The organism is Bacillus sp. RE35 (assembly GCF_052146655.1).
In the GTDB taxonomy this organism is placed as follows: Bacteria; Bacillota; Bacilli; order Bacillales; family Bacillaceae_G; genus Bacillus_A; species Bacillus_A cereus.
This window is the reverse complement of record NZ_CP197377.1, coordinates 3697043-3717797: the sequence shown is the minus strand read 5'-3', so window position 1 is coordinate 3717797 and position 20755 is coordinate 3697043. Positions and strand designations below refer to the sequence as shown.

Sequence of the window (20755 nt, the reverse complement as noted above, 5' to 3'; positions counted from 1 at the left end):
CTCCTATACAAAAAGTTGTCTAGATGTATAATCTTGTTTATTTAATAATATCTGAAAATTCTTTCTTTTGAAAGGGGACTATAATTTTCTCAACAATTGTGTATGGGAAAGTATTAAACCTAATGTAATAATTTTTGAAGAAGGTTGAATTGTAATTGTTAAATTCAGAATATTTTGATATATTTTAACGTATAGAACAAAATCTTTCGCACAGTACTCTTACATAAGTTTCAAAATTTAGTTTGGAAGGGGATGTACAAGATTTGGATAAAAATCTAAAGAAAGACCTCAAAATACGCCACATTACAATGATTTCAATTGGCGGCGTAATAGGGGCTGGTTTGTTTGTTGGAAGTGGTGCAGTTGTACATTCGGCAGGACCAGGTTCTATCGTTTCATATGCATTAGCAGGACTTCTAGTCATTTTCGTCATGAGAATGCTAGGAGAAATGGCAGCTGTTAATCCGACAAGTGGTTCATTTGCAACGTATGCAAGAGAAGCGATTGGTCCTTGGGCGGGTTATACAATAGGCTGGTTATACTGGTTTTTTTGGGTAATTGTTATTGCAATAGAAGCCACAGCAGGTGCTGGTATTATCCAATATTGGATTCCACAAATACCGCTTTGGTTATTAAGTTTAATATTAACAATTTTATTAACGCTGACGAACGTTTTTTCGGTGAAATCATTTGGAGAGTTTGAATATTGGTTTTCTTTTATTAAAGTAATAAGTATTGTTTTGTTCCTTTGTCTAGGTCTTGCTGTTATTTTAGGATTTGTTCCAGGAACAGAAGCACCCGGCACTTCGAATTTAATTGGACAAGGTGGATTTATGCCAAACGGTATAAGTTCGGTCCTGCTTGGAATTACTGTTGTTATATTTTCATTTATGGGATCAGAGATTGTAGCAGTAGCCGCAGGTGAATCTGCAGAACCTGTAAAAGCAGTAAAAACAGCAACAAACAGTGTGATTTGGCGTATTCTTGTATTTTTTATTGGGTCTATAGCAGTAGTTGTTACGCTACTGCCATGGAATTCAGCAAACATATTAAAAAGTCCATTTGTAGCTGTACTTGAACATATAGGAATACCAGCGGCAGCACAAATTATGAATTTTATCGTTTTAACAGCTGTACTTTCTTGCTTAAATTCAGGCTTATATACAAATTCAAGAATGCTTTTTTCAATGGCAGAAAGAGGAGATGCTCCAAAGTCATTTTTAAAATTGAACAGTAGTGGTGTTCCCGTTCGAGCGGTTTTATTTGGAACTTTCTTCGCTTATATTGGAGTTGTGTTTAGTTACATTTCTCCAGATAAAGTCTTTTTGTTTTTAGTGAATGCATCTGGCGGGATTGCGTTACTAGTTTATCTCGTTATTGCAGTTTCGCATTTAAAGATGCGTAAAAAAATGGGGAAAGTAGAACAACAAAATTTGAAAGTGAAAATGTGGCTTTTTCCGTATGTAACGTATGTTACAATTGCTGCTATTATAGCAGTTTTAGTTGCGATGTTCGCAATTGATACTTTACGTTCACAAGCATTTTTAACAATGTTTGTTACTGTTCTTATCATACTTTCTTATTTTATTTTTAATAGAAATAAAAATAGCACAGTTTTGCATCCTAAAAGTAAGAATGAGGAATCTGTTCGATTCTAATTTTCTTATTTTCGAAGAGAGTTACACCCAATCATTGCTATAAAAGAATCATATATAATCATAGAAACAAGTAATTACTATTGTCATAGTGAATATAAACTTTTTTCTTGACTTTTTATACGAAGGCGAGCAAAATGGTAAAAAAGGAAGGGGGGATGATGATGGAAGAGTACGTATTAGAGCTGTATAACCTGTTATATACGACAGAATGGCAAGATATTGTTTCGTTTCTAGGAATCGTATTTTGCATGAAAATTGTAATTGTATATATGGAAGAGCAAGGTATGTTCTATTCCTTCTCATCTCCGTTCGATGTGCAGCGCGAGCCGTTGCTAAACTATGCCAATGTGAATTACGAACAATTTCCTTTTGTAGTTTTCTTTATGATTCGATTTATTACAGCAATTGTAAGGAAAAAGGAAAGTGATGATGAAGAGTGCCACGCAACTTGTAAGGTAGCTAACGTTTTTTAAGCTAAATACAAGGAGGAGATTTATATGTGGTTTCGATTTCTTATGATTGGTTTCTTTTCATTAACAGCAATTTCATTAATGGGATATCAAGTGTCTGAAATTTTTCAAGCATATAGCGATACATTTTTTAACAAAAACTAATCGCATTGCTATTTGAATAATAAAGCGATAAAATCCTTCTTAAGAAGTTTTATTAAGAAGGATTTTTTTCTTTGTCTGGTCTTGCTGTGTCAAACTATTGTCACATTTACACTGTGAATAATATGTTAAAATAGTGAGGTTATGTATACATACTTAAAGGAAGAGGGAGTGACCATTTTGGTGGATCAATCAACAAATCAGAAAAGCTATGCTCCTATTGTGATAACGCTTTCTGTAATTGTAAATGCGATTATTTTATTTTTGTTCTTTGGACCTGTTGGCTATGAAGGAGAAGTACATTTTGATGTAACGATTTTACCAATGTTAAACGCGATTTTTAATAGCTTTACGTTCGTATTTTTATTAGCAGCGTTATTCTCTATCATTAAAAAGAATGTGAAAATGCATCGTGGTTTTATCCTTGCAGCATTTACGACAACTTTACTATTTTGTGTGTCGTATTTATCGTATCATTACTTAGCACCGGCAACACATTTTGGCGGAGAAGGATTCATTAAATATGTGTATTTCATCATTTTAATTACACATATTATCCTAGCAGCAATTATCGTACCACTTGCATTGTTTGCGCTTGTATTTGGTTTTACAAATCAATTAACACGTCACCGTAAAATTGTACGTTGGACGATGCCGATTTGGTTATATGTAAGTTTATCTGGTGTTATTGTTTACTTAATGATCTCACCTTATTACCAATAAAAAAATCTCAGCCTGTAGGCTGGGATTTTTTTATTAAGCAAATATTTTTGTGAAATGAAAAAAATATGGTATACAAAAGTATAGTTGCTTTTCATATAGAAGGGATGGTAAAGAAATATGCAAAATTTTGTATTTCGTAATCCAACGAAACTTATTTTCGGTAAAGGTCAATTAGAACAGTTAAAAACTGAAATTCCACAGTTCGGTAAAAAAGTTCTTCTCGTATACGGGGGAGGCAGCATTAAAAGAAACGGTATTTATGATAATGTAATTTCTATTTTAAAGGATATTAATGCAGAAGTATTTGAATTAACAGGTGTTGAACCGAATCCACGTGTATCAACTGTAAAGAAAGGGATTCAAATTTGTAAAGAGAATGGTGTTGAATTTATTTTAGCAGTTGGTGGAGGAAGTGTAATCGACTGTACGAAGGCAATTGCAGCTGGTAGTAAGTACGATGGAGATGTATGGGATATTGTAACGAAAAAAACATTTGCTAATGAGGCATTACCATTTGGTACTGTACTTACTCTTGCAGCAACAGGATCTGAAATGAATGCAGGCTCGGTAATTACAAACTGGGAAACGAATGAAAAGTATGGATGGGGTAGCCCGGTTACTTTCCCGCAGTTTTCGATTTTAGATCCAGTTCATACTACTTCTGTACCGAAAGATCAAACAATTTACGGTATGGTAGATATTATGTCGCACGTATTAGAACAATATTTCCATCATGGAACGAATACAGAACTGCAAGATCGTTATTGTGAAGCTGTTTTAAAAACAGTAATTGAGACAGCTCCTAAGCTTTTAAGTGATTTAGAAAATTATGAGCATAGAGAAACTATTTTATATTGTGGTACTATGGCGTTAAACGGCATTTTAGCAATGGGAGTAAAAGGAGATTGGGCGACTCATAATATTGAGCATGCAGTTTCTGCTGTTCATGATATACCACACGGGGGTGGCCTTGCGATTTTATTCCCGAACTGGATGAAGCATGTTGTAGAGGGAAATGTAAGTCGTTTTAAACAGTTTGCTATTCGAGTATTCAATGTAGAAACAGATGGAAAGACTGATCGAGAAATTGCGTTAGAAGGAATTCAGGCGTTACGTCAATTTTGGACTTCAATTGAGGCGCCAGTAACATTATCTGATTACGCTATTGGAGAAAATGAAATTGATTTAATGGCGGATAAAGCGATGGCGTATGGTGAATTTGGTAACTTTAAAAAATTAAATAAAGATGATGTTTTAAGTATATATAAAGCTTCTTTATAAGTGAATTTAGAAAAGAAATCTATTTGATTGTTTGATCGAATAGGTTTCTTTTTTTGCTGTTTATAAATGTTTGTGGATGTTTTTGATTATTTTTGATTGTTTATGGTTGATTTTTGTGACCGTTTTCATTATACTGTAATCAAAGAAGAGGTGAATAAAATGTTAACTCCTGAACGTCATCAAATGATATTGCAACTTGTAAAAGAACAGAAAGTTGTAAAATTACAGCAATTAGTTGAAAGAACAGAAAGCTCTGAGTCGACAATTCGCCGTGATTTAGCACAATTGGAAAAGCAAAGGTTATTAAAAAGAGTTCATGGTGGTGCCGCTGTTTTAACAGGAAAAGGGCAAGAACCAACGATGGTCGAAAAATCATCCAAAAACATTCAAATAAAACAACAAATTGCTAAGTATGCGGCTAGCGTTATTGAACAAGGTGATTGTATTTATTTAGATGCAGGAAGTACAACATTTGAAATGATTCCATTTTTAATAAATAAAGATGTTACTGTCGTTACGAATGGACTTATGCATATTGAAGCTTTAGTTGAAAATAATATTCGTGCGTATTTACTAGGCGGAATGATGAAGAGTAGGACGAAAGCTTTAATCGGTGCTATGGCACAGGAAAGTATGCAGAAGTATCGTTTTGATAAATGTTTTTTAGGTGCAAATGGTGTACATGAACAGCTTGGCTTTACAACGCCAGATCCAGAAGAAGCGCTCTTAAAACAAATGGCATTAACATTAGCAAACGAAGGATATTTCTTAATTGATGAAAGTAAGTTTTCAGAAGTTGCGTTTGCGAAAATTGCAAATGTTGAAGATGCAAATATTATTACAAACCATTTAGAAATTGATTTAGAAAAATATAAACAACAAACCAATGTAATTGAGGCTGATAAACAATGATCTATACAGTTACTTTAAACCCATCTATTGATTATGTAGTGCAAGTTTCTTCCTTTGATTTAGGAACAATAAATCGAACGGAAAAAGATATGAAGTTTCCTGGAGGAAAAGGAATTAATGTTTCTCGTGTTCTTCAGCGTTTAGGTGTTAAAAATATAGCACTTGGATTTACTGGTGGATTTACTGGTCAATTTATTAAAGAGGTATTACAGACGGAAGGTGTAACAACAAACTTCGTCCAAGTAGATGAAGATACTCGCATTAATGTGAAAATAAAAGGGGAAGAAGAAACAGAATTAAATGGCCAAGGTCCTATTGTAACAAAAGAGCAGTTCGAACAGTTAATGAAAAAAATTGAGAGTATGCAACCTGGAGATTGTGTTGTACTTGCTGGGAGTGTACCAGTTTCTATTCCAAGTACCTTTTACGAATCAATTGCTGCGTTTGGAGCTGAAAAAGGTATTCGTGTAGTAGTAGATGCAAGTGGAAGTGCACTGCAACATGTAATTAAAAATAAGCCATTTTTAATTAAGCCAAACCACCATGAACTTGGTGAGTTGTTTGGAGTGGAGCTTTCAACAGTAGAGGACGTTTTACCTTATGGAAGAAAATTAATTGAACAAGGTGTAAAACACGTTATCGTATCGATGGCTGGAGAGGGAGCTTTATTATTTACGGCAGAAGGTATATATGAAGCGACTGTTCCAAAAGGTGTTGTAATTAATTCAGTTGGGGCCGGGGATTCTCTTGTTGCAGGGTTTGTAGGCAAATATGAACAGACAAAAGATATTGAAAAGGCATTTCAATACGGCGTTGCAACAGGGAGTGCAACAGCATTTTCAGCTGATTTATGTAAGAAGGAAAAAGTAGAAGAATTATTGTCGCAAGTAATTGTAGCTAAGCGATAGGGGGAAGCAACATATGAAAATTACAGAACTATTAAAAAGGGATACAGTCATTATGGATTTGACAGCTTCAAATAAAGAAGCTGTCATAGATGAATTAGTTGAGAAATTAAACGGGGCAAATCGTTTAAATAGTAAAACGGAATTTAAAGAAGCTATTTTAAAGCGGGAGGCCCAAAGTACGACTGGAATAGGGGAAGGTATTGCAATACCTCATGCGAAGACAAAGGCTGTTAAACAACCATCGATTTGTTTTGGTAGAAGTGTAAGCGGTATCAATTATGAGTCGCTTGACGGACAGCCAGCACACTTATTCTTTATGATTGCTGCAAGTGAAGGAGCGAATAATACTCATTTAGAAACGTTGTCTCGTTTATCGACATTATTAATGGATGAAGGATTTCGCAAGCAACTATTAGAAGCAAAGGATGAAAGTGAGCTTCTTCAACTATTTGATGAAAAAGAGAATGAAAAAGAAGAAGAGATTGAAGTCGCAAAACCAGAAGGAAATGAACCGTACGTACTTGCTGTTACAGCTTGTCCAACTGGAATCGCTCACACATATATGGCAGCGGATAGCTTAAAAGCAAAAGCGACAGAGTTAGGAATAGCGATTAAAGTTGAAACAAACGGATCAACAGGTATTAAAAACGGTTTAACGAAAGAGGATATTGAACGTGCAACAGCTATTATTGTTGCGGCGGATAAACAAGTAGAAATGAATCGTTTTGCTGGTAAACATGTCATTCAAGTGCCAGTTGCTGATGGGATTCGAAAAACGGAAAATCTGCTTAAGCGAGCTGTCAAACAAGATGCACCAATCTTTAAAGGTGTAAAAGAGGACGGGAAATCAGAAAGTATTGAGGGAGAAAAAGGATTAGGAATTTATAAGCATTTAATGAGCGGTGTAAGTAATATGCTTCCATTCGTTGTTGGTGGCGGGATTTTAATAGCGCTAGCGTTTTCGTTTGGTGGTATAAAGGCGGAAGGTCCTTTAGCTGAATTGTTCATGTCAATTGGTGGAGGAAAAACAGGTGCGTTTTTATTCCTTGTACCAATTTTAGCTGGATTTATTGCAAGTTCTATTGCTGATCGTCCTGGTTTTATGCCTGGTGTTGTAGGTGGATTTTTAGCGGCGAATGCGAATGCTGGATTTTTAGGTGGATTAATTGCTGGTTTCTTAGCTGGATATGTTGTTTTAGGGTTGAAAAGATTATTTTCAGGACTACCAGTACAATTAGAAGGAATTAAACCTGTATTGTTATATCCAGTCTTTGGATTATTGATTACAGGAGTTGTAATGCAAAAAGTAGTAATTCCGCCTGTAGTAGCATTAAATGAAATGTTGACAGGGTGGTTAAATGGTTTAAACGGTACGAATGCTATATTACTAGGTCTTATTTTAGGTGGTATGATGGCAATTGATATGGGGGGGCCAATTAATAAAGCGGCATTTACGTTTGGTATTGCTGCAATAGAAGCGCAGAATTTTGGAGTGCACTCAGCAGTTATGGCTGGTGGGATGGTACCACCACTTGCGATTGCATTCGCAACTACATTCTTTAAATCAAAGTTTACAGAAGCGGAACGTAAATCTGGTTTAACAAATTATATTATGGGAGCGTCGTTCATTACAGAAGGTGCGATTCCGTTTGCAGCTGCAGATCCGGTTCGAGTAATCGTAAGTTGTGTTGTTGGTTCAAGTATTGCAGGTGCGTTATCTATGTTATTCCAAATTACATTACCGGCACCGCATGGTGGATTATTTGTAATAGCGTTAGTAAATAAACCGTTACTATATATTTTCTCTATATTAATTGGAACAATTGTCTCGGCTGTTATGCTAGGTGTTTGGAAAAAGAAAGTTCAATAACAAATAAAAAGAGAGCAGTTTTTAGTAGCTGCTCTCTTTTTATTACAAAAAAATAGGTTAACAATTGAATATTGATGTTTTTTGGTAAAAGATGTAACGAATTGTGAATTTTTTGTAACAAAAAAGTAACACTGTAATTTTTTCTGGAAAAAAGTTCTTGTGCTCGTATATGAAAAATATATGAAAACCACTGGAGATTGTATTAGAAATGCATTTTATTAATATGGAAATTTATGTTACAACTCGTTAATCGTATATTACGAATGCTTTGTAATTGTGTGATTTCTAAAAATTCTAAAAATCTGTTGCTATAATGAAAATACGAAAACAAAGCAAATGGAGGCTATTCATGAAAAAATTATTAGGTATAGCAACAGCAGCAGTTTTTGGTCTTGGGATTTTTGCGGGTTCTGCTAAAGCGGAAACAATTGTAACAACAGACGTATTAAATGTTAGAGAAAACCCAAATGTAGAGTCAAAGCTTGTAGGTAAAGTGTTCAGTGGGAATACACTAGATGTTATAAATACAGAAAATGGATGGACAAAAATTAAGTTGAACGGTAAGGAAGCGTTTGTAAGTGCCGATTTTACAAAGAGCACATATTATGTAACGGCGGGCGTATTAAATGTTCGTGCTGGAGCGAATACTGATTCTGAAATTTTAGGTAAACTTAATAAAAATGATGTGATTGAAACGACGAATCAAGTTCAAAATGAATGGTTACAATTCGACTACAATGGAAAAGTTGGATATGTTCACGTGCCATTTTTAACAGGAACAGCACCTGTAATCGAAAAGAAAGAGGTTGTAGCTCAAGAAGAAGCGCCAGCTAGAACAAATACGCCAGTTAAAAATAATACAGTAGTTAAGAATAAAGAGTCTGTTAAGAGTAACGATTCTATTAAGAATGTAGAATCAAGTAAACCTGTAGTAAAAGAAAAACCGGCTGCAAAACCAGTTGCAAAATCTACTGAAACAAGTGCGCCTACTGGTGGTCGTGAAATTACAGTAGAAGCGACGGCATATACAGCAGATCCGAGTGAGAATGGTTCGTATGGTGGTCGTGTATTAACTGCAATGGGGCATGATTTAACAGCAAATCCAAATATGAAAGTAATTGCTGTTGATCCGAAAGTAATTCCGCTTGGATCAAAAGTATGGGTAGAAGGATATGGAGAAGCGATTGCTGGAGACACCGGTGGTGCGATTAAAGGAAATCGTATTGATGTATTAGTCGGTTCAGATGGTAGTGCTAATAGCTGGGGGCGCAAATCTGTAAAAGTGAAAGTTATACAATAGGTTATCGATATTAATATAAAAAGCGGTTGCTTGAAACTATGTAAGCAGCCGCTTTTTATGGATTATTGAAATGGATAAATAGTTTTACCTGTAATAATTTTATATGCACTGCAAAATTGCGTTTGTATATATTCTGTATTTTTATTTTCTGGATGTAATGTTGTTTCATGGAGAGTAGAATGAAAAGCCCGTAGTAAACAATTTAGGGCGAAGTATAATTCCTCTTGTGAACAATTTTGTTCTTTTGTAGAAGTGGCTAAAATGAGGTCTTTTGTCAAAGATGAAAAATTGATGGTGGATTGTTTCATAGTTAACTCATCCTCTCGAAACTATTTTTATCATGTATATGCAGAATTGGACAAACTATGTTCTTTTTTCTGTATAATTTCATGTACCGAAATGAAAGAACTTGCAATCATGCCGTTAAAATTGGTAAGATTGGGTATAATCAATAGATGGAGTATATTACATAAAGAGAGTTGAATGATATGGGAGAAGTGCAACGTGAAAAAGTTGCTGTCATCATTGGACCAACTGCTGTTGGAAAGACGAAGTTAAGTATCGATCTTGCCAAAGCGTTGAACGGTGAAATTATTAGTGGTGATTCCATGCAGATCTATCGAACGATGGATATTGGAACCGCAAAGGTAACAAAAGCAGAGATGGACGGAATTCCACATTATATGATCGATATAAAAAATCCGGAAGATTCATTTTCTGTCGCGGAATTTCAAGAACGTGTTCGCAAGCATATTCGAGAAATTACAGAACGTGGTAAATTACCAATTATAGTTGGTGGGACCGGTCTTTATATACAATCTGTTTTATTCGATTATCAGTTTACAGATGATGCTGGTGATGTGATATACCGAGAGCAAATGGAAAAGTTAGCTTTAGAACGCGGTGTGGAATATGTACATAAAAAATTGCAAGAAGTAGATCCAGAAAGTGCGGAGCGTATTCATGCAAATAATGTACGACGTGTCATTCGGGCGTTAGAAATTTTCCACACGTCGGGTGAAAAAATGAGTGAACAAATTGAGAAACAAGAAAAAGAGTTACTCTATGATGTTTCATTAATTGGCTTGACAATGGATCGAGAAATGCTATACGATCGCATTAACTTACGAGTGGATTTGATGATGGAACAAGGCCTATTAGAGGAAGTAGAAGGGCTGTATAATAGAGGGATACGAGATTGTCAATCTATTCAAGCGATTGGATATAAAGAAATCTATGATTATTTTGAGAATCGAGTCTCTTTAGAAGATGCGGTATCACAATTAAAGACGAATTCGCGTCGTTATGCAAAACGTCAATTAACGTGGTTCCGTAATAAAATGGATGTCACGTGGTTTGATGTTACAAACGGTGAAAAAACGTCAGAAATTTTACGATACATAGAAGGAAAGTTACAAGTAAAGTCGAATAATAGTAAGTAGAGAAAAAGAGGAGGATTCGACATGAAGCAATCAATCAATATTCAAGATCAGTTTTTAAATCAACTCCGTAAAGAAAATACGTTTGTTACGCTGTACTTATTAAATGGTTTCCAGCTTCGTGGACTAATTAAAGGATTTGATAATTTTACAGTCCTGCTGGAAACAGAAGGTAAGCAACAGCTTATTTATAAACATGCAATTTCTACATTTGTACCACAAAAAAATGTTTCAATTGAATTAGAATAGTAATGAATTATTGTACATAACAAAAAAGAGCGAGTTTCCTCGCTCTTTTTTTATTTGTCATAAACAATATATAGTGAAATTTAAGCGATTCTAAATACAGTAAGGCGGATGTTAGTATTTCCTGTCGCAGGGATCGTAATCTCATTAAGAGTAGATTGGACAGAGATTCTTGCACCAGCTGCTAATGTTTCGATTGTAGTAAATGAAAGTGAGTCGCCTATTAAATTTGAAGAGAAATTATCAGTTGCGACTGCTCCATTAATTGAAATTCCTACTCCGAGTGGAGCGCATCCTGGCGCAGTTGTAGAAATGGATACGCTAATTACATAAATACCACCGTTAATAACAGTAACTGTATCTGTGCCGTTGAAGATAATATTGTTTACGTTAATTGCAGTACTAAAAATAAAGTTATTAAATTGCAGTACTGTTTGCTGAATATTGTTTGTTACAACAATTGTTGCTATAGGGAAGCTAGGTCCAGTTGGCCCAGTAGGTCCAGTAACTCCTATGCCAGTAGCGCCGGTAGCACCCGTTGGTCCTTGAATGCCTTGAGGCCCGGTAGAGCCTGTGTTACCTTGAACACCTTGAGGTCCAGTGGCACCGGTAACGCCAGTAGCACCCGTGTTACCTTGAACACCCTGAGGTCCAGTAGCGCCGGTAGCACCTGTGTTACCTTGAACACCCTGAGGTCCAGTAGCACCAGTAGCACCAGTAGCGCCGGTAGCACCTGTGTTACCTTGAACACCTTGAGGTCCAGTAGCACCAGTAGCGCCAGTAGCACCTGTGTTACCTTGAGGTCCAGTAGGTCCAGTAGGTCCAGGAGGCCCGCCAGAAGGTCCAGTAGCGCCAGTGGCACCCGTGTTACCTTGAGGTCCAGTAGCGCCGGTAGCACCTGTGTTACCTTGAACACCTTGAGGTCCAGTAGCACCAGTAGCGCCGGTAGCACCTGTGTTACCTTGAACACCTTGAGGTCCAGTAGCACCAGTAGCGCCGGTAGCACCTGTGTTACCTTGAACACCTTGAGGTCCAGTAGCGCCGGTAGCACCTGTGTTACCTTGAACACCTTGAGGTCCAGTAGCACCAGTAGCGCCGGTAGCACCTGTGTTACCTTGAACACCCTGAGGTCCAGTAGCACCAGTAGCACCAGTAGCGCCGGTAGCACCTGTGTTACCTTGAACACCTTGAGGTCCAGTAGCGCCGGTAGCACCTGTGTTACCTTGAACACCTTGAGGTCCAGTAGCGCCGGTAGCACCTGTGTTACCTTGAACACCTTGAGGTCCAGTAGCACCAGTAGCGCCGGTAGCACCTGTGTTACCTTGAACACCTTGAGGTCCAGTAGCGCCGGTAGCACCTGTGTTACCTTGAACACCTTGAGGTCCAGTAGCGCCAGTAGCGCCGGTAGCACCTGTGTTACCTTGAACACCCTGAGGTCCAGTAGCGCCGGTAGCACCTGTGTTACCTTGAACACCTTGAGGTCCAGTGGCACCAGTAGCACCTGTGTTACCTTGAACACCTTGAGGTCCAGTAGCGCCGGTAGCACCTGTGTTACCTTGAACACCCTGAGGTCCAGTAGCGCCGGTAGCACCTGTGTTACCTTGAACACCTTGAGGTCCAGTAGCGCCAGTAGCGCCGGTAGCACCCGTGTTACCTTGAACACCCTGAGGTCCAGTAGCGCCAGTAGCGCCGGTAGCACCCGTGTTACCTTGAACACCCTGAGGTCCAGTAGCGCCGGTAGCACCTGTGTTACCTTGAACACCCTGAGGTCCAGTAGCACCTGTGTTACCTTGAACACCTTGAGGTCCAGTAGCGCCGGTAGCACCTGTGTTACCTTGAACACCTTGAGGTCCAGTAGCGCCGGTAGCACCTGTGTTACCTTGAACACCTTGAGGTCCAGTAGCACCAGTAGCGCCGGTAGCACCTGTGTTACCTTGAACACCTTGAGGTCCAGTAGCGCCAGTAGCGCCGGTAGCACCTGTGTTACCTTGAACACCCTGAGGTCCAGTAGCACCAGTAGCGCCGGTAGCACCTGTGTTACCTTGAACACCCTGAGGTCCAGTAGCACCAGTAGCGCCGGTAGCACCTGTGTTACCTTGAACACCCTGAGGTCCAGTAGCACCAGTAGCGCCGGTAGCACCTGTGTTACCTTGAACACCCTGAGGTCCAGTGGCACCAGTAGCGCCGGTAGCACCTGTGTTACCTTGAACACCTTGAGGTCCAGTAGCACCAGTAGCACCTGTGTTACCTTGAACACCTTGAGGTCCAGTAGCACCAGTAGCGCCGGTAGCACCTGTGTTACCTTGAGGTCCAGTAGGTCCAGGAGGCCCGCCAGAAGGTCCAGTAGGTCCGGTAACTCCTATACCAGTAGCGCCAGTGGCACCCGTGTTACCTTGAGGTCCAGTAGCACCAGTAGCGCCGGTAGCACCTGTGTTACCTTGAACACCCTGAGGTCCAGTGGCACCAGTAGCACCTGTGTTACCTTGAGGTCCAGTAGCGCCAGTAGCGCCCGTGTTACCTCGAGGTCCAGTGGCACCAGTAGCACCTGTGTTACCTTGAGGTCCAGTAGCGCCAGTAGCGCCCGTGTTACCTCGAGGTCCAGTGGCACCAGTAGCACCTGTGTTACCTTGAACACCTTGAGGTCCAGTAGCGCCAGTAGCGCCCGTGTTACCTCGAGGTCCAGTGGCACCAGTAGCACCTGTGTTACCTTGAACACCTTGAGGTCCAGTAGCGCCAGTAGCACCCGTGTTACCTCGAGGCCCAGTGGCACCAGTAGCACCTGTGTTACCTTGAGGTCCAGTAGCGCCAGTAGCGCCCGTGTTACCTCGAGGCCCAGTAGCGCCCGTGTTACCTCGAGGTCCAGTGGCACCGGTAGGTCCAGTAGCGCCTGTGTTACCTCGGGGCCCAGTGGCACCGGTAGGTCCAGTAGCGCCCGTGTTACCTTGAGGTCCAGTGGCACCAGTAGCGCCCGTGTTACCTCGAGGCCCAGTGGCACCAGTAGCGCCCGTGTTACCTCGAGGCCCAGTGGCACCAGTAGCGCCTGCTGGTCCAGTAGGTCCGGTAGGTCCTTGAATGAACGAAGCAGAATTAACTAGAGCAGTTTGTAATGCTGCTATTAATTTAAGGAGCTCTTGAAGTGTGCAAGGGTCAATTCGGAATAATTTTGTAATGTATAGTAAATAGTTAATGAGATTTTGAAGCTCAATAAATACAGCGCTTGCTACAAAGGTTGGATTTCTTAATATAGTTATTAAGTTTTTAATAATAGCTAACCCTTGTGCTTTCAGGGAGGAAGTAGCGTCTAGTGAACAAATAAATTTACTCAGTAGGTTCAATGTATCGATTAGATCTTCAATATTTTGGGGAGATGGATTTGCGAAAAGTTTTGGGATTATTTTTGTTAAATCAATAATAATCGCACGAAATGTTCTAAGTTGAGCTTTAGTAATTGGGATTGATGGAGTATTTGGAATTCGTCCGGCGCTACTTGGAAAGCATGGTTTGGAGAATTTGTTTTGATTGTCGTTATAACGAGACATTAAATCTCTCCTTTCTCACGAAAATGTGAACGAAACTCATCATAGTAGATGCAGAAATTAGTTAAATGGTCATAATAAAATCGTTTGTTTAAAGAAAAAATAGAAAAAACGCCTTACAATAAGGCGTTTTTTCTATTTTCTGCGTATTGATAATATCGCTTTAATGAAATTTTTGATTTGAATCCAGCGAGTTTTATAATTTCTGATTCAGGAGTTTCTTTTTTTATTAAGTTTAAAATATAGGTGTTACGAAAATGTTGTCCTGAAATTCCTTTACGTAAATTGGCTCTAGCCACTTCGAGGCGAATCATTTTTTGTATAGCAATTTCCGTTAATGCCTTTGGTGCATCATTTTCATATACCCACCTGTATGTTCCACGGTTAAAATCGAATGCGACAAATAATGGATCATCACTATGGTATTTAGGACGAACTGGTTCCGGGATGCTTTTGTAATAATTATATAGTTGTTTTTTGTCTTCTTTTGCTAATGTAATTGTTCTTTCTACACCTGCGGTTGCTGGGATTGATAATGTGTTAGTTTCAAAGTGAACGTGATGCATTGTTAATGCTGTAAGTTCTTGTAAGGATAAACCGTAGTCAATCAATAGATTTAAAATAGCAATATTGCGATCCATTAATAAGGGGCGCACAGGAAGTTGTTTTTCTGAAAGTCCTTCTAATGAAGTGACTATATACTTTAACCTTTTTTCTTCATCAGGTGAAATGAAATCTTCGTTACGAAGTGTACGGTCTGGTTGAATAGATATCTCCATATTTTTCAATGGATTAGGAATGTTTAGAAAATGATGCATTCTATTTAGTACAATAAATACACGATGCATCGTTTTTTCTGAGTAATGTCGATTCGTTTTTAAATCGGAAAAGTAATCTTCGTAGTCTTTTGTACAAAGTGTAGCCCATATATTACTGGAAGGGAGCTTTTTGTTTTTTTCTAACCAATGTCCGAAGTCTTCAACGTCATAAACATAACGTTTAATAGTTGAGGGTTTTCGGCCTTTATTCAATAAAAAAATAGAAAAGGCTTGTATTGTATCATGGAATTCCGTTGTCTCCATAGTCCCACCACCTTAATTATTTCTTATATTATAGCAAACTTTTCTGAAAATAGGCATTTACAAGGGGGACAGGAATAATAATATTTGGTGAGTGGATAAAATGAGGTGATTGTATGGAACAATCGATGCGAAAGAAAAACAATAATCAAATTAATATTGTGTTAAACCATCGAAAGAAAATTTCTTTGCCAGCCGCAGAAAATAAAACGGTAATTTCAAATGAAACTACAATTAAACATGAAATGCTGCAGAGAATTGAAGAAGAGATGGGGAAGCTTGTTGGGATGGATGATATAAAAAAGATAATAAAAGAAATATATGCTTGGATTTATGTGAATAAAAAAAGACAAGAGAAGGGATTGAAGTCAGAGAAGCAAGTACTTCATATGCTGTTTAAAGGGAATCCAGGTACAGGGAAGACAACAGTTGCTAGAATGATAGGAAAATTGCTGTTTGAGATGAATATTCTATCGAAAGGCCACTTGGTTGAAGCTGAACGTGCTGATCTTGTAGGAGAGTACATCGGCCATACAGCCCAAAAAACAAGAGACTTAATAAAAAAAGCAATGGGAGGTATTTTGTTTATTGATGAGGCGTATTCTTTAGCTCGAGGAGGAGAGAAGGACTTTGGAAAAGAAGCAATTGATACGCTTGTAAAACATATGGAAGATAAACAACATGGTTTTGTATTGATTTTAGCTGGATATTCAAGAGAGATGAATCACTTTCTTTCATTAAATCCAGGGCTGCAATCTCGTTTTCCATTTATTATTGAATTTGCGGATTACTCGGTAAATCAGTTGTTGGAAATTGGGAAAAGAATGTATGAAGAGCGTGAATATCAGTTATCGAAAGAGGCTGAATGGAAATTTAGGGATCATTTACATGCTGTAAAGTATTCGTCGCAAATTACATCGTTTAGTAATGGGCGGTATGTACGGAATATTGTTGAAAAATCAATTCGTACACAGGCGATGCGGTTGTTGCAAGAAGATGCCTATGATAAAAATGATTTAATTGGAATATCGAGCATGGATTTGATGCTCGAAGAGGAGACGCACAGTACATAAACTGTGCGTCGATTTTTGTGTATAAGTTCGTTTACTCTTTTTTTGCTTTTTCTTGGTGTGCTTTATGGAAGTGTTCCATTTTAGCGCTCTTTTCGTGTGCTGAATTAGGATCGTGCCCGAATTGATTTACTGAGCTTTTTTGAGCTCCTTTATTAACGTGGTTTGTCATTTGTATTCACCTCACTTTAAAAATTAGTATAAACATTATATAAAGAAAAAATCGTTAGAAAAGAAAAACCTCTTTACGATATGTAAAGAGGTTAGATTGCTATTTATGCATTGAACGTTCTTTCGTTTCGATACGTCTGTGCGGTAAATGCCATTTGTAATGAATAGAAACCATGCGGAAGCAAACAATTAAAATGAATAAAATGTAAAGAGCCCAATCGCTAACAATAATTTGAGCGCCAATTAAGAAACCTGCTAAAATTGTCCAAAAGGCATATACTTCAGCTCGAAGAACGAGAGGTTTTCTGCGGGCTAAAAGATCGCGAATGATACCGCCGCCGATACCAGTTAAAACAGCTGCTACAATTGTGGCGCTAATTGGTAAATTTAATTTTTGGGCATATAATGCTCCTTGTACAGCAAATGCTGATAAGCCGATAGCGTCAGTGATATTTTCCCACTTTTTCCAATGTCTAATTAACTTATTTGGAAAAAGAAAAATAATAGTCATTGATAAAAGTGCGATTTGGAATAACATGTCTTGTTGCCAAAATGCGACAATTGGATAACCGATTAATAAATTACGAAGGGCACCTCCCCCAAATGCGGTTGCCATTCCTAAAATATACACCCCGAAAATATCATAATCCTCTTCCATTGCAACAATGGCTCCGCTTAGTGCGAAAGCGATTGTGCCTATGATGCTAAAAATCTCCCATGCCATGAATTTTCTCCCCCGCTAACTAGATGAAATGTGCTTCCTCTGCTATTATATTAGAAGGTTTAAATTTCGAAAAGGATGAGTGAACATATTTGATGGAAGAAAAAGAAAAAGTCATATTAGTAGGCTGTCAATTGCCACAAGATGATGATGAAAAATTTATGCATTCCATGAAAGAGCTTGCATCACTAGCGAAGACTGCACGAGCAGAATTGTTAGTGTCAACAACGCAAAAACGACCAAAGTTTCATCCGGCAACTTACATAGGTAAAGGGAAATTAGAAGAGCTTACAATGTTAACTGAAGAATTAGAGCCGGATGTTATTGTATTTAATAATGAATTAACGCCGAGTCAAATTCGGAATTTATCCTCAGTATTAAATGCGAGAGTAATTGATCGAACGCAACTAATACTGGATATTTTTGCGCAACGTGCGAAGTCGAGGGAAGGTAAGCTTCAAGTAGAATTAGCTCAGTTGCAATATACAATGCCGCGTCTTATGGGGCAGGGATTGTCCTTATCGCGTCTTGGTGGTGGTATTGGAACGAGAGGACCGGGTGAGACGAAATTAGAGACGGATCGTCGTCATATTCGATCCCGTATTGATGAAATAAAGAAACAACTTGCAGTTGTTGTGGAACATCGAAAAAGATATCGTGAGAGAAGAAAAGATAATAAAGTATTTCAAGTTTCGTTAATAGGGTATACAAATGCAGGGAAATCGACACTGTTTAATAGATTAACGGAAGCTGATACGTTTGAAGAAAACCTTCTGTTTGCAACATTAGACCCAACGACGAGGAAGATGCCGTTACCTTCTGGTTATACAGTATTACTAACTGATACTGTTGGTTTTATACAAGATTTACCCACTTCATTAATCGCTGCTTTTCGTTCGACACTGGAAGAAGCGGGGGAAGCAGATGTCATTTTACATGTAGTTGATTCCGCGGATTCTAACTACATAGGGCATGAAAAAACAGTAAAACGATTATTATCAGAACTTGAAATTAACCATATTCCTATTATTACGTTATATAATAAAAAAGATGAATTACATCAAAACTTTATTCCGTTTCCGAAAAGTGATTTCTTAATGACTAGTGCTTTTGAAGAAAGTGATTTATTGCGTATAAAAGAAGCGATAGAAACGAAGATGAAGAAAGAAATGGATTGTTATCGAGTGGAAATCCCTCCGAGTGAAGGTAAGTTGTTAACGCTTTTAAAGACGGAAACTCTATTAGCAAAGATGGAGTTTCTAGAAGATAAATTTGTATATGATTGTGCAGGGTATATTTTTACTCATTCATCGCTTAATGTGCAATTAAAGAGATTTTTAGTGGAAGAAGGAGAAAATAAAAATGTTTGATCGTTTGAAAAATGGAGAAAAAATTGCTCCAATTGTAAAAGAAGTAGAGAGTCAGATTACAGAAGTACATAAACGTGCGGATGAAGTGATTGAAAGCAATCAGTTTCGTGTATTAGAAAGTTTTCGGAAACATAAAATTAGTGACTCGCATTTTATCCCGACAACAGGTTATGGTTATGATGATATTGGCCGTGATACGTTAGAAAAAGTGTATGCTGATGTATTTGGGGCGGAAGCTGGACTTGTTCGTCCGCAAATTATTTCAGGTACTCACGCTATCTCTACAGCGTTATTTGGTATTTTACGCCCGGGAGATGAGTTATTATATATCACTGGGAAACCGTATGATACGTTAGAGGAAATTGTTGGTGTGCGTGGGAAAGGTGTAGGTTCATTTAAAGAATATAATATCGGTTACAATGCAGTTCCGCTAACTAGTGCTGGGCTTGTTGATTTTGAGGCTGTTGCAGCGGCGATTCATAATAATACGAAAATGATCGGTATTCAGCGTTCGAAAGGTTATGCTACTCGTCCATCGTTTACTATTTCTCAAATTAAAGAGATGATCGCGTTTGTTAAAGAAATTAAACCTGATGTTGTTGTGTTTGTAGATAACTGTTATGGCGAGTTTATTGAAGAGCAAGAGCCATGTCATGTTGGTGCAGATTTAATGGCGGGTTCACTTATTAAAAACCCGGGCGGCGGAATTGTTAAAACTGGCGGTTATATTGTCGGGAAAGAACAGTATGTTGAAGCGTGTGCATATCGTTTAACATCTCCGGGAATTGGTGCGGAAGCTGGAGCGTCTTTATACAGTCTGCAAGAAATGTATCAAGGGTTCTTCTTAGCGCCACATGTTGCAGGACAAGCGCTGAAAGGTGCAATTTTTACAGCTGCGTTTTTAGAAAAGTTAGGAATGAACACGTCACCAGCGTGGAATGCGCCAAGAACAGACTTAATTCAATCGGTTCAATTTGATGATAAAGACCGTATGATTGCCTTCTGCCAAGCGATTCAATATGCATCTCCAATTAATTCGCATTTTACTCCGTATGCAAACTATATGCCAGGTTATGAAGATGATGTAATCATGGCGGCGGGAACGTTTATTCAAGGTGCAAGTATTGAATTGTCTGCTGATGGTCCAATTAGACCACCGTATGTTGCGTATGTGCAAGGTGGCTTAACGTATTCGCATGTTAAAATTGCGATTTGTTCTGCGATTGACGAATTGATTGAAAAGAATTTATTAATAATTTCTTAATGGGAAGCTGTCGATTTTGGCAGCTTTTTTCGTATAAAAGTAATGATTTATGCGATTAGAAAAAAGAATGAAAAAATTCGTAAAAAAAATTATAAAAAATCATGTGAGAAAAGCTAACATCTATTGACACTAAACATAACATGGTATAAAATGAGAAGCAGTTAAGGCGAAGGAGGAACTGAAAAATGAAAGAAGATAGACGTTCTGCCCCGCTGTTTCCTATTGGTATTGTTATGGATTTAACACAATTGTCTGCACGTCAAATTCGCTACTATGAAGAGCATAATCTTGTTTCTCCAACCCGTACAAAGGGGAATCGTAGATTATTTTCATTTAACGATGTAGATAAGTTGTTAGAAATTAAAGATTTGTTAGATCAAGGCCTGAATATGGCTGGTATTAAACAAGTGTTACTAATGAAAGAAAATCAAACAGAAGCAGTGAAAGTAAAAGAAGAAACGAAAGAAATTTCAAAAACTGAGCTTCGCAAAATACTTCGAGATGAACTACAACATACAGGTAGATTCAATCGAACTTCATTGCGACAAGGTGACATTTCAAGATTTTTTCACTAAAGATAACTGATTCTGAAGGCG

General features: G+C 38.1%; 19 protein-coding genes. 14 read left to right on the top strand and 5 right to left on the bottom strand.

Going from position 1 to position 20755, the window contains the following annotated elements:
• Positions 1 to 263: 263 nt before the first annotated feature.
• The 8 genes from gabP (at position 264) to entD (ending at position 9263) form a co-directional block, all read left to right on the top strand.
• Entirely contained in the window at positions 264 to 1658 is a 1395-nt protein-coding gene (gene gabP, locus ACTL4X_RS18890; RefSeq protein WP_000360112.1) for a GABA permease, read from the top strand.
• Between the two features lie 134 nt (positions 1659 to 1792).
• Positions 1793 to 2131: a hypothetical protein gene (locus ACTL4X_RS18885; RefSeq protein WP_002041693.1), complete on the top strand. Its 339-nt coding sequence runs from the start codon at positions 1793 to 1795 to the stop codon at positions 2129 to 2131.
• Between the two features lie 318 nt (positions 2132 to 2449).
• Positions 2450 to 2992 (top strand): DUF420 domain-containing protein, encoded by a 543-nt coding sequence (locus tag ACTL4X_RS18880; protein ID WP_000228315.1) that lies wholly within the window; start codon positions 2450 to 2452, stop codon positions 2990 to 2992.
• A 117-nt stretch (positions 2993 to 3109) separates the two neighbouring features.
• Positions 3110 to 4273: an iron-containing alcohol dehydrogenase gene (locus ACTL4X_RS18875; RefSeq protein ID WP_001179093.1), complete on the top strand. Its 1164-nt coding sequence runs from the start codon at positions 3110 to 3112 to the stop codon at positions 4271 to 4273.
• 159 nt (positions 4274 to 4432) lie between these two features.
• Positions 4433 to 5185 (top strand): DeoR/GlpR family DNA-binding transcription regulator, encoded by a 753-nt coding sequence (locus tag ACTL4X_RS18870; RefSeq protein ID WP_000957279.1) that lies wholly within the window; start codon positions 4433 to 4435, stop codon positions 5183 to 5185.
• The gene (pfkB, locus tag ACTL4X_RS18865; protein ID WP_086401012.1) at positions 5182 to 6093 is read left to right on the top strand and encodes a 1-phosphofructokinase; all 912 of its coding nucleotides are present in this window, start codon (positions 5182 to 5184) and stop codon (positions 6091 to 6093) included. Before ACTL4X_RS18870 ends, pfkB begins: the two co-directional genes overlap by 4 nt.
• A gap of 13 nt (positions 6094 to 6106) precedes the next feature.
• Positions 6107 to 7963: a PTS fructose transporter subunit IIABC gene (locus tag ACTL4X_RS18860; protein WP_000704605.1), complete on the top strand. Its 1857-nt coding sequence runs from the start codon at positions 6107 to 6109 to the stop codon at positions 7961 to 7963.
• A 349-nt stretch (positions 7964 to 8312) separates the two neighbouring features.
• Positions 8313 to 9263 carry a cell wall-binding protein EntD gene (gene entD / locus ACTL4X_RS18855; protein WP_000734610.1) on the top strand — a complete coding sequence of 317 codons (951 nt, stop codon included), beginning with the start codon at positions 8313 to 8315 and terminating at the stop codon, positions 9261 to 9263.
• Positions 9264 to 9325: 62 nt separating this feature from the next.
• On the opposite strand, the gene ACTL4X_RS18850 is transcribed toward entD, so the two are convergent.
• On the bottom strand, positions 9326 to 9571 hold the full coding sequence (locus tag ACTL4X_RS18850) for a hypothetical protein (protein WP_000814429.1): 246 nt from the start codon (positions 9569 to 9571) through the stop codon (positions 9326 to 9328).
• 180 nt (positions 9572 to 9751) lie between these two features.
• Here ACTL4X_RS18850 and miaA point away from each other — a divergent pair, with 180 nt between their 5' ends.
• Together miaA and hfq are read left to right on the top strand one after the other, a co-directional pair.
• Positions 9752 to 10705, top strand: coding sequence for a tRNA (adenosine(37)-N6)-dimethylallyltransferase MiaA (miaA, locus tag ACTL4X_RS18845; protein WP_000504928.1), 954 nt, complete (start codon positions 9752 to 9754; stop codon positions 10703 to 10705).
• 21 nt (positions 10706 to 10726) lie between these two features.
• The gene (gene hfq / locus ACTL4X_RS18840; protein ID WP_000813896.1) at positions 10727 to 10951 is read left to right on the top strand and encodes an RNA chaperone Hfq; all 225 of its coding nucleotides are present in this window, start codon (positions 10727 to 10729) and stop codon (positions 10949 to 10951) included.
• An 80-nt stretch (positions 10952 to 11031) separates the two neighbouring features.
• On the opposite strand, the gene ACTL4X_RS18835 is transcribed toward hfq, so the two are convergent.
• Positions 11032 to 14487, bottom strand: a complete 3456-nt coding sequence (locus ACTL4X_RS18835; protein ID WP_441394940.1) for a Gly-Xaa-Xaa repeat protein — start codon at positions 14485 to 14487, stop codon at positions 11032 to 11034.
• A gap of 113 nt (positions 14488 to 14600) precedes the next feature.
• On the bottom strand, positions 14601 to 15566 hold the full coding sequence (locus tag ACTL4X_RS18830) for a tyrosine-type recombinase/integrase (RefSeq protein WP_000450326.1): 966 nt from the start codon (positions 15564 to 15566) through the stop codon (positions 14601 to 14603).
• Positions 15567 to 15679: 113 nt separating this feature from the next.
• On the opposite strand from ACTL4X_RS18830, the gene spoVK reads away from it, so the two are divergent.
• Entirely contained in the window at positions 15680 to 16636 is a 957-nt protein-coding gene (spoVK, locus tag ACTL4X_RS18825; protein ID WP_000438178.1) for a stage V sporulation protein K, read from the top strand.
• Positions 16637 to 16667: 31 nt separating this feature from the next.
• On the opposite strand, the gene ACTL4X_RS18820 is transcribed toward spoVK, so the two are convergent.
• On the bottom strand, positions 16668 to 16805 hold the full coding sequence (locus tag ACTL4X_RS18820) for a hypothetical protein (RefSeq protein ID WP_000181500.1): 138 nt from the start codon (positions 16803 to 16805) through the stop codon (positions 16668 to 16670).
• A gap of 99 nt (positions 16806 to 16904) precedes the next feature.
• Positions 16905 to 17528 (bottom strand): trimeric intracellular cation channel family protein, encoded by a 624-nt coding sequence (locus ACTL4X_RS18815; protein WP_000312267.1) that lies wholly within the window; start codon positions 17526 to 17528, stop codon positions 16905 to 16907.
• A gap of 92 nt (positions 17529 to 17620) precedes the next feature.
• On the opposite strand from ACTL4X_RS18815, the gene hflX reads away from it, so the two are divergent.
• The 3 genes from hflX (at position 17621) to glnR (ending at position 20734) form a co-directional block, all read left to right on the top strand.
• On the top strand, positions 17621 to 18895 hold the full coding sequence (hflX, locus tag ACTL4X_RS18810) for a GTPase HflX (RefSeq protein ID WP_000391408.1): 1275 nt from the start codon (positions 17621 to 17623) through the stop codon (positions 18893 to 18895).
• A complete protein-coding gene (locus ACTL4X_RS18805; RefSeq protein ID WP_000460304.1) occupies positions 18888 to 20159 on the top strand; it encodes a methionine gamma-lyase family protein in 1272 nt (423 codons plus the stop codon). The genes hflX and ACTL4X_RS18805 overlap by 8 nt, the downstream gene beginning before the upstream one ends.
• Before the next feature lie 185 nt (positions 20160 to 20344).
• Positions 20345 to 20734, top strand: a complete 390-nt coding sequence (gene glnR / locus ACTL4X_RS18800) for a transcriptional repressor GlnR (RefSeq protein ID WP_000656783.1) — start codon at positions 20345 to 20347, stop codon at positions 20732 to 20734.
• The last annotated feature ends 21 nt before the right edge of the window (positions 20735 to 20755 follow it).